This window comes from Micromonospora sp. A3M-1-15 (assembly GCF_024213425.1).
Taxonomy (GTDB): domain Bacteria; phylum Actinomycetota; class Actinomycetes; order Mycobacteriales; family Micromonosporaceae; genus Micromonospora; species Micromonospora chersina.
The window spans coordinates 350,678-364,875 of sequence record NZ_JANAVK010000006.1 but is presented as its reverse complement, the minus strand read 5'-3'; the positions used below and the strand labels follow the sequence as shown (position 1 = coordinate 364,875).

Below are 14,198 nucleotides of genomic sequence, written 5' to 3'. Positions count from 1 at the left end.
GGTGCGGCGTGCCGGGCGGGCCTGCCGCGCTACGCGCTCTCGTCCTGGTAGACGTCCGGCACGCCGTCGCCGTCGGAGTCCCGGCTCTCCCGCTCGCTGATCCGCCGGTAGACCCGGTTGCGCCGGATCAGGACCGTCGTGGCCAGCCCGGCCGAGAGCAGCGAACCGAGCAGCACGGCGACCTTCACCCGCTCGTCCTCGGGACTGCCCGGTCCGAACGCCAGCTCGCCGATGAGCAGCGAGACGGTGAAACCGATGCCGGCCAGCAGCGCCAGCCCGGCCAGGTCGGCCCAGGTGATCTCCTCGTCGAGTTCCGCGCGGGTGAACCGGGCGAGCAGGAACGTCGAGCCGAACACCCCGACCGCCTTGCCGAGCACCAGCCCGGCGGCCACCCCGAGCACCACCGGGTCGGTGAACACGGCTCCCAGGTCGACGTCGACCAGGGTCACCCCGGCGGCGAAGAACGCGAACACCGGCACCGCGAAGCCCGCCGAGACGGGCCGCCACCGGTGCTCCAGCCGCTCGGCCAGCCCCGGCCCGCGGCCCCGGGTGGCGAGCACGGGCACCGTGAAGCCGAGCAGCACCCCGGCCACCGTGGCGTGCACGCCGGAGGCGTGCACCAGCGCCCAGGCGGTCACCGCGAGCGGGATCAGCGCCCACCACCAGGTCCGCCGACGCTGCACCAGCAGGGCGAAGGCGGCGATCGGCAGCAGCGCGGCGAGCAGCGGCAGCGGGTGGAAGTCGGCGGTGTAGAAGACCGCGATGATGATGATCGCGAAGAGGTCGTCGACCACCGCGAGGGTGAGCAGGAAGGCCCGCAGGCCCTGCGGCAGGTGCGAGCTGACCACGGCGAGCACGGCGAGCGCGAAGGCGATGTCGGTGGCGGTGGGGATCGCCCAGCCGCGCAGTCCCGCCCCGCCGGCGCCGAGGGTCACCGCGAGGTAGACCAGTGCGGGCACCAGCATGCCGCCCATCGCGGCCACCACCGGCAGCGCCGCCCGCCGGGGGTCGCGCAGGTCACCGGCCACGAACTCCCGCTTGAGCTCCAGGCCGACCACGAAGAAGAAGATCGCCAGCAGGCCGTCGCCGGCCCAGGTGGCCAGGCTCAGGTCCAGGTGCAGTGCCGCGCCGCGGGGCCAGGGCACCCAGTCGCCCAGGTCCGCGTACGCCGACCGCCAGGGAGAGTTGGCCCAGATCAGGGCGATGACCGCGCCGAGCAGCAACAGCCCGCCGCCGACCGTCTCGGTGCGCAGCACGTCGGCCAGGAACCGGGCCTCCGGCCAGGACCGGCGGGAGAGCAGGCGAGGGGACTGCCGGGTGGGGTCGGTCATGCGGTGTCCGTTCCGGGAGCAGGGGTCGGCGAAAGAACGCCGACCAGGCTTCCCGGCACACCACTTTCCACCCTATCCGGCCGGGCGGGACGCGGCGACCGGACCGGGTGGGGACGCACCTCCCACCAGGCGCGGCGCAGCCGAGCGCCACGGTGAGCACCCGGGGCGCCGGGCGGCGGTCAGCGCGAATTCGTACCGGTCCGGGCCGCGCCGAGAAATGCGCCGCACCACGCGGCCGTGTCCAGCGTTAACAGGGAGAGGGTGGCCACCCGGCGGGTGGCCCGACCCCGTGGTCGGACGGCGTCCTCGCGGCGGTGGCTTCACGATCCATGAGCTGCCCCCTGCGTCCGACCCGTGAATGGAAGGATTTAGACCGTCTGTGGGGCTCTGATCGTTTACATTCATCAAGTCACTTACCGTCATGTATAAGCGTTTTCGGTCCTGGCACGTGTACTGCGGTTATTAGGGGGCTTTCGTGCAGTTTCATCGGCAGACCGGCGTGTCGCGAGGGGGAGCGTGATGGACGTTCTCAGCTACCTGCGCCTGGTCCGACGCCACTGGTGGATCGTGCTGGTCACGGTGATGCTCGCCCTGGGTGCCGCCGCTCTCGTGACGGTCCGTACGGCACCCCGTTACGAGGCGTCGGTGACCTTCTTCGTCACCACGCCGAGCCAGGGCGTCACCGACGCGTACCAGGGCAGCCTCTTCCTCCAGCAGCGGGTGAAGTCCTACGGCGACCTGCTCACCAGCGACCGGCTGGCGCAGAGCGTGGTCGCCGAGGCCCCGCTCGGGCTCACCGCCGACCAGGTGCAGCGCCGGATCACCACCTCCACCGAGGCCGGCACCGTGCTGCTGAAGGCGACAGTCACCGACACCGACCAGACCCGGGCGCTGAAGACCACCGAGACGCTCTCGGCCAAGTTCATCGACCTGGTGCAGAAGGTGGAGACCCCGCCGGACGGCAAGGCGCCGCCGATCAAGCTCGAGGTGGTCAGCGGTCCCCGGGTGACCTCCAGCCCGGTATCGCCGCAGCCGGTGCGGAACCTGGTCATCGGCGGCCTGCTCGGGCTGCTGCTCGGGGCGGGGCTGGCCGTGCTGCGCGGGCTGGCCGACGTCCGGATGCGGGACGCCGCCGCGCTCCAGCGGGTGACCGGCAGCCCGCTGCTCGGCGAGATCCCGTTCGAGTCCGGCGCCAAGGCGGCCCCGCTGATCGTCGGCGAGGCGGCCAACTCCCCGCGCGCCGAGGCGATCCGCAAGCTCCGGACCAACCTGCGTTTCGTCGACGTGCACGAACCGGCCCGGGTCATCGCGGTCACCAGCGCCCTGCAGGGCGAGGGCAAGACCACCATGGCCTGCAACACGGCCATCGCGCTGGCCGAGGCCGGCTGGCGGGTGCTGCTCATCGACGCCGACCTGCGCCGTCCGAAGGTCGGCGACTACCTCGGCCTGGACGGCGGGGTGGGGCTCACCGACGTGCTGGTCGGCGACGTCCAGGTCGGCGACGTGGTGCAGCGGTGGGGCGACAAGTCCCTGCTGGTGCTGCCCAGCGGCGCCACCCCGCCCAACCCCAGCGAACTGCTCGGCTCCAAGGCGATGGCGGACCTGCTGGTGGCGCTGCGCGAGTCGGCCGACATCGTCATCATCGACACCGCGCCGCTGCTCGCGGTCACCGACGGCGTCGTGGTGGCCGTGCAGGCCGACGGCGCGCTGCTGGTCACCCAGCAGGGGCGGACCTCGCGCAGCCAGGTGGCGGCCGCCGCCCACGCGCTGCACTCCGTCTCCGTGCGCCTGCTCGGCTGCGTGCTGAACATGGCCAAGGTGGCCAAGGCGGACGCCTACCAGTACGAGGCGTACAAGGTGGTCGTGCCGGCCGCCGCGCCGTCCGTGCCCACCGACCGGGCCGGGGTGGCCCGGCGGGGGGAGCCGGCCGCCGCGGGCGACCACACCCAGGAACTCACCCGGCTGTCCCGATGAGCGCGAGCACCGGTCGGATCGACCGCTCGATCTCCTCGGCGCAGCGCCGGAAGTCGGCGGGGGAGCCGCCGATCGGGTCGCGCAGGTCGTCCGCGTCGGGGGTGGCGGGTTGCAGCCGCCCCCGGGCGCGGGCGGCCACCGCGACCGCCGCGCGCAGCGGGGAATCCGCGCGCGGGGCGGCCGGCTCGGTCGCCTCGGGCGCCTCCGCCGCGGCGGAGGCCAGCCGGGCGAACTGCCGGAGCGTGAAGGTCCGGGTCAGCGCGGCCGGGGCCAGTGCCGTGCAGATCGAGCGCTGCCGCCGGGTCGCGGTCAGCACGAGGCCGGCCCGGGTCAGGTGCTCCGGGCGGAGCCGGCGGGTGCGGAACGCCGCCGGGTCCGCCCCGGTTCCGGCGGCCACCTCGACCGCGTACGGGTGCATGGCCGCCCCGTCCAGGGCGTCGGTGCCCGCGCTCGCCACCGCGACCGGCAGGTCGCGCAGCAGCCGGCGGGCGATGAACTCCGCCATCGGTGACCGGCACATGTTGGCGTGGCAGACGAAGAGCACCCCGTCGACCATCTGCACCCCTCTCGTCGGCACGGTCGCGGGACGTGGCGCCGCGACGGCGGTGTTCCGGCGATCGCGGCCGGACGCAGAGGGGATGCCGGCATCGTACGGGGTGCCGGGGCGCGCGTGCCGGGAAGCCGCGCCGGGAGCGCGGCCATGAAGATCGGCATCCTGTCGTACCACTTCCCGCCGGAGCCCGCGTTCATCCCGGGCAGCCTGGCCGAGGAGCTGGCCTCCCGCGGCCACGAGGTGCGGGTGCTCACCGGCTTCCCGGACTACCCGGGCGGGCACGTCTACCCGGGCTGGCGGCAGCGCTGGCGGCACCAGACGCACAGTGAGCGGCTGACCGTCCGCCGGGTGCCCCGGTACGCCGGCGGTGACGGCTCCGCCAAGTCGCGCATGGCCAGCTGGCTCTCCTTCGCCGGCAGCGTGGCGCTGACCGGCCGGCGCTACCTCGGCGACGTCGACGCCCTGTACGTCTTCCAGCTCCCGGCGGTCACCTTCGCCGCGGCCGGCCTGCTGCGGCTGCTCGGCCGGGTGCCGACCGTGCTGCACGTGCAGGACGTCTGGCCGGAGGAGGAGCGGGACCGGGCGGGGGAGGCCCGCCGGTGGTCCGGCCGGCTGGACGCCACCCTGCGCCGGATCTACCAGGAGGCGGGCGCCGTCGCGGTCACCGCACCGTCCATGCGCGACCTGGTGGTCGACGGCGGCGCCGACCCGGACCGGGTGCGGGTGGTGCTGAACTGGACCGACGAGCGGATCTTCCGCCCGACCGAGCCCAGCCGGGCGGCCCGGCGGCTGATCCGCCGGGACGACCGCTGTGTGGTGATGCACGCCGGAACGATCGGCGTACGGCAGGGGCTGGAGACCGCGGTGCGCGCGGCGGCCACGCTGGACGACCGGATGGACCTGGTCCTGGTCGGCTCGGGAGCCGAGGAGCGGCGGGTGCGGGGGCTCGCCGCCGAGCTGGGGGCCGACAACGTCCGGTTCGTCGACCGGCGGTCCCCGTTGGACATGCCGGAGCTGTACGCGGCGGCCGACTACCAGCTCGTCATGCTGCGTGACCTCCCGGAGCTGCGGGGCATGGTGCCCGGCAAGCTCCAGGCCGCGCTCTCCTGCGCCGCCCCGGTGGTCGCCTCGGCCGGCGGTGACACGGTGGCGCTGGTGGAACGCGCGCGGGCGGGCCTGTCCTGCCCGCCGGAGGACTGGGCCGCGCTGGCGGACCGGTTCTGGCTCGCCTCGGCGATCCCACCGCCGGCCCGCGTGGACATGGGCCGCCGGGGGCGGGACGCCTACCTGCGGGAGATGTCGCTGCGGGCCGGCGTCGACCGGATCGAGCGGCTGCTGCACGAGGTCTCGGCACGCGCTGCCGACACCCGTCGCTGACCGGAGCGAACCTCACGAAACCGCCACACCACGATGAAGCGCGCTATAACGCCACGAACTCGTGGAAGTTCGTGCTAGAAAGCGATCGAACGTCATTGGTGTCCGGTTTCGACCCGAGGAGTGTGGTGTGACGGAAAGCGGTGGGTCGCCCCGTCGGCGGCGGCGCTCCCGGCGCCGCAGCCGGGCCCGCGTACGCCGGGTCCTGCTCGTCGGACTGGTCGTCGTCTCGGTGCTGCTGGCCGGCGGTGGGTGGGTCGGGTTCCGCGGCTGGCAGGCCCGGGCGCACCTGCTCAACGCGGCCGGGCTGGCCCAGGAGCTCAGCACGCAGGTGGTCGGCGGCGACGTGGCCCGCGCCCAGCGCACCCTCGCCGCGCTGCAGGAGCAGGCCGCCGCCGCCCGCGGCGCCACCGGCGACCCGGCCTGGTGGCTCGGCCAGCAGGCCCCGTACGCGGGCGACGACCTGGCCGCCGTGCGCCAGATCGCGGTGGCCGTGGACGACCTGGCCCGGCTCGCCTTCCCCACCCTGCTCCGGGTCGACCTCGCCTCGCTGGTGCCGAAGGAGGGAAAGCTCGACCTGGGCCGGCTGCGCGGCGCGTCGGCCGAGCTCGCCGTCGCCGACCGGGCGGTGCGGCGGAACGGTGAGCGCCTGCGCGCCGTGTCCACCGACGACCTGGTCGGGCAGGTCCGGGAGGCCGTCGCCGGGTTGCGGACCGAACTGGACCGGCTGGGGGAGCTCACCGCCGCCGCGGACCAGGGCGCCCGGCTGCTGCCGGCGCTGCTCGGCGCCGACGGTCCCCGCAGTTATCTGGTGGTCTCCCAGAACCCGGCCGAGTTGCGCGCCACCGGCGGCATGTTCGGCGCCTACGCAGTGGTGCGGGCCGAGGGCGGCCGGATCCGGATGTCCGGCCAGAACAGCGCGAGCAGCCTGGGGAGGTTCACGCCGCCGCTGAAGGTGAACCAGGAGCTGCGGAGCCTCTGGAAGGACCTGCCCGGAACGTATCCGGCGGACGTCAACCTCAGCCCGGACTTCCCGACCGCGGCGGCGCTCTACCGGGAGATGGTCCGCCGGCGCACCGGCACGGCGGTGGACGGCGTGCTCGCGGTCGACCCGCTGGTGCTGTCGTACCTGCTCGGCGTGCTCGGGCCGGTCGCCGTGCCGGGCCGTCCGGGCCTGGCGGGCAGCAGCGTGGTCCGGACGCTGCTCAGCGACACCTACCGGATGCTCGACAACAAGGCGCAGGACGCCTACTTCGCGCAGGCCGCCTCGGCCGTGTTCGACGCGCTCTTCACCAAGGCGGTAAATCCTCGGGCGCTTTTGACCGTTTTCAACCGTTCTATCACCGAACGACGGATATTGTTCTGGAGTGTCCACCCCACGGAGCAGCGCGTCCTCGGCGACAGCCGGCTGGCCGGGAAGCTCCGCGAGAAGGACACCGTGCCCGCTGTCGGCGTGTTCCTCAACGACGGCAGCGGCGCGAAGCTCGGCTACTACCTGAGGTTCTCGGCAACCGTGACGGTCGGCGACTGCCAACCGGACGGGCGGCGGGAGCTGCGGCTCCGGGTCACGGTCCACTCCACCGCCCCGAAGTCGGGCCTGGCCGAGTCGGTCACCGGCCTCGCGCTCTCCGGCGATCCGTACACCGCCCGCACCCTGGTGTCGGTGTACAGCCCGACCGGCGGGGCGGTGCTCGGCGGCCGGCTGGACGGGCGGGACACCGCGATGGGCAGCGGGACCGCCGGTAGTCGCCAGGTGACCGTGGCGAACGTGGAGGTCAAGCCGGGTCGTACCCGGACTCTCGACGTCACCCTGCTCACCGGCAAGACGAGCGCCGGCACGGCCGAGCTGGTGCTCACACCCACCGTCACCCCATGGACCACCCAAGTTGTTTCCGCACCAAGCTGTGATCAGTAGGAGGGAATCCATCATGCGGCTATCCCGCATCTTCATGGCGCTCACGGTCGGCCTGGCCGTGGCGGCCGTGCCGACGGCGGCCGGCGCGGCACAGCCGCAGCCACCCGTGTACGCGCCGACGCCGGCGTCGCTCACCGTCTCGCCGACGACCATCCGACTCGGTGAGACCTTCACCCTGGAGGGCGAAGGCTTCGCGCCCGGGACGGTCACGATCAACGTGACGATCACCGGCAACCCCAACGCGGCACCCGCGGGGTCGGTCCGCCGGAGCGACGGCAGCGTCGTTGCGATGGCCGCGGTGGCCTACCAGCAGCCGCAGTCGGCGCCGACCACGTTCACCGTGACCGCGGACGCCGAGGGCGACTTCACCGCCACCTACAAGCCCACCCGGACCGGGCGGCACGTCTTCACCGCCACCCAGGGGACGGAGGAGGACAGTGCCACGGGCATCGTCCTGCCGCAGCGGCCGGGCCGGCCGCCGCAGGGCGGCGGCAACCTGCCGGTGACCGGTGACAGCATCGGCACGCCGCTGAAGCTCGGCGGCGGCCTGGCCGGCGCCGGCGCGGTGCTGGTGCTGCTCTCCCTGGCCTGGCGCCGGCGCGGCCGCTTCGGGATCGGTTCCCGCTGAGCCGAGGCGCGCCGGGCAGGGCCCGGACCGATCTCCGAAGGTGCCCGCCGGATTCCGGCGGGCACCTTCGCGTCGGCACACGCCGGGACCGCACAATGACCGGATGGACGCGACGCGGCCGTGGACGGACCGGACCGGACTGCTGGCGTTGCCCGGGGGCGCCACCGTACGCGGGCGGCGGGTCGCCGCGGCGGCCTCGCCCGCCGACTTCGCCCTGCTGCTGGCGCCCGGCCCGGCGCCCGCCTGGCCGGCCCGCCGGATCCGCTGGCCCGACTTCTGGCTGCCGCTCGATCGCGCCGACGCGCTCGACGCGCTGCGGGAGGCGCGGCGCCGGGCGTACGCGGGGGAGCGGGTCGAGGTCGCCTGCCACGGCGGCGTCGGCCGTACCGGCACCGCCCTCGCCGCGCTGGCCGTCCTGGACGGCCTCGATCCCGCGCAGGCGGTGGCCTGGGTCCGCGCGCGCTACCACCCGCGGGCGGTGGAGACCCCGTGGCAGCGCCGGTGGCTGCGCGGGGTCGGCTGAGCCGCCACGGCACGGTCCGCGGGGTGAGCCGCGACGGCCCCGGAACGGGGCTGGGTAGGGTGCCTCTCCATGAGAGCCCGGGTCCTGGCCGCCACCACCGTCGTCGCCCTGCTCGTCACCGGGGCCCCGGCCCCGGCGGACGCCGCGCCGCCGGTGACCGCCGCCGGGGCGGCGGTGCCCTGCCCCCGACTGCCGGCGCCGAAGGCGACCCGGCCGCCCCGGCCCACCCCGCCGCCGTCGGTGCCCGAGCAGCGGGCCGTCGGCGGGGACGCGCTGGCCACCGAGGGCCTGACGACCCCACCCGGCAGCCCGGCGCCGCCGGCCGTCACGGCCACCACCTGGCTGGTCGCCGACCTGGACACCGGCGCCGTGCTCGGCGCCTGCGGCCCGCACGAGTACGGCACCCCGGCGAGCACCCAGAAGCTGCTGCTGGCCGCCACCCTCCTGAACCGCATCGACCCGAAGCAGGTGGCCACCGCGACCCGGGCCGACCTGGACATCGAGCGGGGCAGCTCGGCCGTCGGCCTCCTCGTCGGCGGCCGCTACCCGGTGGAGACGCTCTGGTTGGGGTTGCTGCTCCAGTCCGGCAACGACGCGGCGAACATGCTGGCCCGGCTCGGCGCCGGCAGCGCCCGCGCCGGCGTGGCCCGGATGAACGCCGAGGCGCACCGGCTGGGCGCCCTGCAGACCCACGCGGTGACCCCCTCCGGGCTGGACGGTCCCGGTCAGTTCACCAGCGCGTACGACCTGGCGCTGATCGCCCGCGCCTGCTTCGCCGACGCGCGGTTCCGCCGCTACGCGCTCACCGAGCGGGCCCAGATCCCGGCCCAGCCCGCGCTCAAGGCCGGCGGTTTCCAGATCCAGAACGAGAACCAGCTGATCTACCGCTACCCCGGCGCGCTCGGCGGCAAGACCGGCTTCACCGAGCTGGCCCGGCACAGCTACGTCGGCGCCGCCCAGCGCGGGGGCCGACGGCTCGTGGTCACCCTGCTCGGCGCCGAGGCCCGCCCGGTACGCGGCTGGCAGCAGGGCGCCCAGCTGCTCGACTGGGGCTTCTCGCTGCCCCGGGACGCCTCGGTCGGCCGGCTGGTCGAGCCCGGCGAACTGGACGCCGAGCGGACCGCCCCCAGCGGCTCCCCGGCGGCGGTCCGCCCGACGCCGCCCGCGCAGTGGCGCGGGCCGGCCGGGACCGCGCTACGCCGGATGGCCGACGGCGACTGGCGCGTCATCGTGCCCATCGCCGGCCTGCTCGCCCTGGTTGTCGGCGGGCTGGCGGCGGTGCTGGCCGCCCGCCGCGGCCGGTCCCGCCGAGCCGGCCGCCGCCGCGCCTGACCCGCGACCGGGTCCGCCCGGCGGGGCGGATCGCGGCGTTGCCGCCCGCACCGGCCACGGGCGACCATATGGTCGTCCCATGTGCGACACCGGGGCAGCCGTCAGGACGACGGACCCGGCCGCGCGCCCGGCCGCCGGTCGCCCGCCCGCCATCCGCTGACGCCAGCGATGCCCCGGACCCACCGTCCGTCACCGGCGCTGGTCCTCGGCCTGGTCCTGTCGGGGGGACTGTTCACGCTGGTCAGCTCCTGGGCGCGGCACCGGTCGCCGGGCCCCTGGGAGCGGGACCTGTTCACGCTGGTCAACCAGGTCCCCGGCCCGGTCGGCCCGGTGCTGGTGCCGGTCATGCAGCTCGGGGCGTACCCGGCGATCCTGGTCGCGGCGGCGGTCGCGGCGGCGGCCCGGCAGTGGCGGCTCGCCCGCGACCTGCTGCTCGCCGGGAACCTGGCCTACTGGGGGGCCGGACTGGCCAAGCTCGTGGTGGGCCGGGCCCGGCCGGCCGCCTTCCTGGCCGACATCCGGTTGCACGAGACCGTCACCGGGCGGTACGGCTACCCGTCCGGGCACATGGCGGTGGCGACCGCACTCGTGGCGGTCCTCGCCCCGGTGCTGCCCCGGCGGGTCCGCCCGCTCGCCTGGCTCGCGGTGGCCGCCGTCGGGACCGCCCGGGTCTACGTGGGCGCCCACCTGCCGGTCGACGTGCTGGGTGGGTTCCTGGTCGGCTGGTTCATGGCGAGCCTCACCCGGGTGGTCGTGGGTGACGTGGGGCCGGGCGGCACGGTGGGGCGGCTGCGGCAGGTGCTCCTCGGCCGCGGCATCGAGGCGGTCGAGCTGACCCCGGTCCGGGGCGACGCCCGGGGCTCCCGACCGTTGCGGGTCACCACCGAGGACGGCCGGTGCCTCTTCGTCAAGGTCACCGGGGGCAGCCAGCGGGACGCCGACTGGCTCTACAAGCTCTACCGCCGGCTGCGCTACCGCGGCATCGTCGACGAACCGCCGTACGTGACCGCGAAGCAGAAGAGCGAGCACGAGGCGTACCTCCTGCTGCGCGCGGAGCGGGCCGGGGTACGGACGCCGCGCCTGGTCACCACCGCCACCGACCCGGCCGGGGACGCGCTGCTGGTGGAGGAGTTCGTGCCGGGCCGGCCGCTCGACGCGCTGGACCCGGCCGAACTCGGCCCCGACCTGCTCGACGACGTCTGCCGGCAGGTGGCCCGCCTGCACCGGGCCGGGCTGGCCCACCGGGACCTGCGGGCGGCCAACGTGCTGGTCGTGGACTCCACCGCCTGGCTGGTCGACCTGGGCTTCGGCACCGACGAGGCGTCCGCCGACCAGCAGGCCCGCGACCTCGTGGAGCTTCTGGTCACGCTGGCGGGGCTGGCCGGCGTACGGCCGGCGGTGGCGGCCGCCGTCGGGCAGCTCGGCGCGGGCGCGGTGGCGGACAGCCTGCCGTGGCTCCAGCCGGCGCTGCTGTCCCGCGCCGGCCGGGCGCTCGCCGACCGCCGGCCCGGCCTGCTCGACGACCTGCACGAGGAGATCGCCCGCCGTTGCCCCGACCGGCCCGACCGCCTCGCCCGGGTCGTCCGGATCACCCGCCGGGACGTGTTCCTGCTCGTCATGCTCGGCCTGCTGGTGCACTTCCTACTGCCGCAGATCGGCCAGGTACGCGCCGCCCTGCACGCGGTGGTCCACGCCGCCCCGCTCGCGGTGGCCGGGGCGTTGCTCGCCTCGGCCGCCACCTACCTGCTGAGCGCGATGGCGCTGCGGCTCGCCGCCGCCGGGGGGGTGCCGCTCGGCCGGACGATCGCGGTCCAGGTGGCCGCCTCGTTCGTCAACCGGCTCGCGCCGGGCGCGCTCGGCGGCGCCGCGCTGAGCATCCGTTACCTGCGCCGGCAGGGCCTGCCGGTACCGGCGGCGGCGACCGCGGTCGCCGTGGACCGGGTCGCCGGCGTGCTCGGTGTCCTGCTCCTGCTGCCGGTCCTGCTGCCGTTCGCCCGGGGCACCCGGCGGCACCTGATGAACGCCGCCACCGGGCGGGGCCTGACGGTGCTGCTGATCGTGCTCGGCGCGCTGCTGGTCGTCGCCGTGGCCTTCGCCGTACCACGGTGGCGGGCCTGGCTGCGGGCGGCCCGGCGGCAGGCCGCGGACGCCCTGCGCGCGCTGGTCCGCGGCGGCCGGATCCTGCCGCTGCTGACCGTGAGCGTGGCGCTCACCATCGCCTACGGGGCAGCGCTGTACCTGGCGCTGCTCGCCGTCGGCCTGCCGACCGACCCGGCGCTGGTCGCGCCGGTGGTGCTGGTGTGCGTGGTGGGGGAGGGGGTGTCGACGGCCGCGCCGACCCCGGGCGGGTTGGGCGCCACCGAGGCCGCCCTGGTCTCCGGTCTGCTGCTCTACGGCGTCGCGGTGGACACCGCCGTCGCCGGGGTGCTGGTCTACCGGCTCGCCACGTTCTGGCTGCCGGTGCTGCCCGGTTACGCGGCGTTGCGCCTGCTCGTCCGCCGCGAGGCCGTGTGATCGCGGCGTGGACGGCGTGGCCGTGGGTATGCGCCGCGACATGGAGGGGCCCGGACGGATCCTGGTGGTCTCCGCGGACATCGGCGCCGGGCACGACGCGGCCGCCGCCGAGCTGGCCCGGCGGCTGCGCGGCCGGGGCCTCGTGGTGGACCGGCTGAACCTCCTGGAGGTGCTGCCGGTCGCCGCGCGCTGGGTGGTCCGGGATGCCTACCGGGGCCTCCTGCGGTGGCTGCCGTGGGGCTACGACGTGCTCTTCCGGCTCACCGGCCGGTCCCGCGTGTCCGCTTCGGTGCTCCGATCGCTGCTCCGACCCGTTCGCCGCCGGATGCGTCGCGCCATCCCGCCGGACACCCGGGCGGTCGTGACGACCTATCCGTTCGCCAACCAGCTCCTCGGGCCGCTGCGCCGGCAGGGGCGGCTGGCCGTCCCGGTCGTCAGCTACGTCACCGATCTCGTCGTCCATCCGACCTGGCTGGCCCCGGGCGTCGACGTCTACTGCGCGGTGCGGCACGCCGAGGTGCAACCGTCCGGGGCGGTCGACGACGTCGAGGTCACGGTGGTCCGTCCCCTGGTGCCCGCGGCCTTCGCCACCTCGTCGGCGGTCGACCGGCGAAAGGCCCGGCAGCGTTTCGGCCTGCCGCCGGACGAGCGGCTGGCGCTGATCGTGGCGGGCGCCTGGGGCGCCGGTGACGTCGCGGCCACGGTGGCCGAGGTGCGGGCCACCGGGCACGTGCGCCCCGTGGTGGTGTGCGGCCGGAACGAGGAGCTGTACCAGCGGCTGCGCGGCGGCGAGCACGTCTTCGGCTGGGTGGAGGACATGCCGGCGCTGATGCGCGCGGTGGACGTGGTGGTGGAGAACGCGGGTGGCCTGACCTGCCAGGAGGCGCTGGCGTGCGCGGTGCCGGTGGTGACGTACCGGCCGATCCCGGGGCACGGGCGGGCGAACGCCACGATCCTGGCCCGGACCGGCCTCACCCGGTGGGTGCCCGGGCCGGACCAGCTCGGACCGGTGCTGGCCGCCCTGTTCGGCGAGGGGGACGGTGAGCGGCCGGACCGCGACGGCGAGCCGAGGTCCCACCCCGGGCCGGCGGCGGCCGGCCACCCGGCGGAACCCGACCTCGCCGGCCCGACCGCCGATCCGGCGGGTGTGGTGGCCGAGGTGGCCGGCCGGGCCGGCAGCGCGGGCGTCGAGGGGCGCGGTCGCCGGGCCCTCGTCGACTCGGTCGGCGACGCCGTGGCGGTGGTGGCCGCGCTGCTCCAGGCCACCGGCGGCCCGCGATGACCGGCGGGGCGGTACGGGCCGGCCGGGCCGTCGCCGTGGCGCTCCCGGTGCTGCACCTGGCGCCCGCCCTCACCGCGCTGCCCGCCGTCCGGCGCCGGTTCCTCCCTCGCCTCCACGGCCTCGGCCCGCCGGACCGGGTCGCGCTCACCTTCGACGACGGCCCCGATCCGGAGTCGACCCCACGGTTCCTGGAGGTGCTGGCCGCGCACCGGGTCCGGGCCACCTTCTTCCTGCTCGGCGGGATGCTGCACCGGGCCCCCGACCTCGGACGGGAGATCGTCGCCGCCGGTCACGAGGTGGCCGTGCACGGCTGGCGGCACGACAACCTGCTGCTGCGTGGACCGGTGGCGACCGTACGCGAGCTGGCGCGTACCCGGTCGCTGATCACCGCCGTGACCGGACGGAGGCCCCGCTTCCTGCGCCCGCCGTACGGGGTGCTGACCGGCGCCACCGTGCTGGCCGCCAGGCGGCTCGAACTGGAGCCGGTGCTGTGGAGCTGCTGGGGGCGGGACTGGACCCGCTCGGCCACCGCCGACTCGGTGTACGGGACGGTCCGGTCCGGCCTGGCGGGCGGGGGCACCATCCTGCTGCACGACTCGTCCTGCGCCGGCGCGCCGGGAGCCTGGCGGGCCGGCCTGGCCGCCCTGCCCCGGCTGCTCGCCGAGTGCCGCCGCCAGGGTTGGGCGGTCGGGCCGCTCGGCGCGCACCGGGACCCGCCCCGCTGACGTCCACGACGCCGGCCGGCGCCCGCCCGTCCCGACCGGGACGGCCG

Annotated in this window: 11 protein-coding genes; 9 read left to right on the top strand and 2 right to left on the bottom strand. The window is 75.8% G+C overall.

Annotated elements, in window-relative coordinates; genetic code table 11:
* Nucleotides 1–29: 29 nt before the first annotated feature.
* On the bottom strand, nt 30–1,331 hold the full coding sequence (gene nhaA, locus NLX85_RS27975) for a Na+/H+ antiporter NhaA (RefSeq protein WP_254340090.1): 1,302 nt from the start codon (nt 1,329–1,331) through the stop codon (nt 30–32).
* 519 nt (nt 1,332–1,850) lie between these two features.
* Here nhaA and NLX85_RS27970 point away from each other — a divergent pair.
* On the top strand, nt 1,851–3,305 hold the full coding sequence (locus NLX85_RS27970; RefSeq protein ID WP_254340089.1) for a polysaccharide biosynthesis tyrosine autokinase: 1,455 nt from the start codon (nt 1,851–1,853) through the stop codon (nt 3,303–3,305).
* Here the strand turns inward: NLX85_RS27970 and NLX85_RS27965 are convergent.
* The gene (locus tag NLX85_RS27965) at nt 3,286–3,861 is read right to left on the bottom strand and encodes a low molecular weight phosphatase family protein (RefSeq protein WP_254340320.1); all 576 of its coding nucleotides are present in this window, start codon (nt 3,859–3,861) and stop codon (nt 3,286–3,288) included. The two genes, NLX85_RS27970 and NLX85_RS27965, sit on opposite strands and share 20 nt — an antisense overlap.
* A 144-nt stretch (nt 3,862–4,005) precedes the next feature.
* On the opposite strand from NLX85_RS27965, the gene NLX85_RS27960 reads away from it, so the two are divergent.
* The 8 genes from NLX85_RS27960 (at nt 4,006) to NLX85_RS27925 (ending at nt 14,151) form a co-directional block, all read left to right on the top strand.
* Nucleotides 4,006–5,235, top strand: coding sequence for a glycosyltransferase family 4 protein (locus tag NLX85_RS27960; protein ID WP_254340088.1), 1,230 nt, complete (start codon nt 4,006–4,008; stop codon nt 5,233–5,235).
* Between the two features lie 127 nt (nt 5,236–5,362).
* Nucleotides 5,363–7,147: a DUF4012 domain-containing protein gene (locus NLX85_RS27955; protein WP_254340087.1), complete on the top strand. Its 1,785-nt coding sequence runs from the start codon at nt 5,363–5,365 to the stop codon at nt 7,145–7,147.
* A 13-nt stretch (nt 7,148–7,160) separates the two neighbouring features.
* Complete coding sequence (locus tag NLX85_RS27950) at nt 7,161–7,775, top strand: hypothetical protein (protein WP_254340086.1); 615 nt, start codon at nt 7,161–7,163, stop codon at nt 7,773–7,775.
* Between the two features lie 103 nt (nt 7,776–7,878).
* On the top strand, nt 7,879–8,298 hold the full coding sequence (locus NLX85_RS27945; protein ID WP_254340084.1) for a protein-tyrosine phosphatase family protein: 420 nt from the start codon (nt 7,879–7,881) through the stop codon (nt 8,296–8,298).
* 69 nt (nt 8,299–8,367) lie between these two features.
* Nucleotides 8,368–9,630 carry a D-alanyl-D-alanine carboxypeptidase family protein gene (locus NLX85_RS27940; RefSeq protein ID WP_254340083.1) on the top strand — a complete coding sequence of 421 codons (1,263 nt, stop codon included), beginning with the start codon at nt 8,368–8,370 and terminating at the stop codon, nt 9,628–9,630.
* A 168-nt stretch (nt 9,631–9,798) separates the two neighbouring features.
* Nucleotides 9,799–12,144: a flippase-like domain-containing protein gene (locus NLX85_RS27935; RefSeq protein WP_254340081.1), complete on the top strand. Its 2,346-nt coding sequence runs from the start codon at nt 9,799–9,801 to the stop codon at nt 12,142–12,144.
* Nucleotides 12,145–12,184: 40 nt separating this feature from the next.
* On the top strand, nt 12,185–13,426 hold the full coding sequence (locus tag NLX85_RS27930) for a glycosyltransferase (RefSeq protein WP_254340319.1): 1,242 nt from the start codon (nt 12,185–12,187) through the stop codon (nt 13,424–13,426).
* Entirely contained in the window at nt 13,423–14,151 is a 729-nt protein-coding gene (locus NLX85_RS27925; protein ID WP_254340079.1) for a polysaccharide deacetylase family protein, read from the top strand. Before NLX85_RS27930 ends, NLX85_RS27925 begins: the two co-directional genes overlap by 4 nt.
* Nucleotides 14,152–14,198 lie beyond the last annotated feature (47 nt).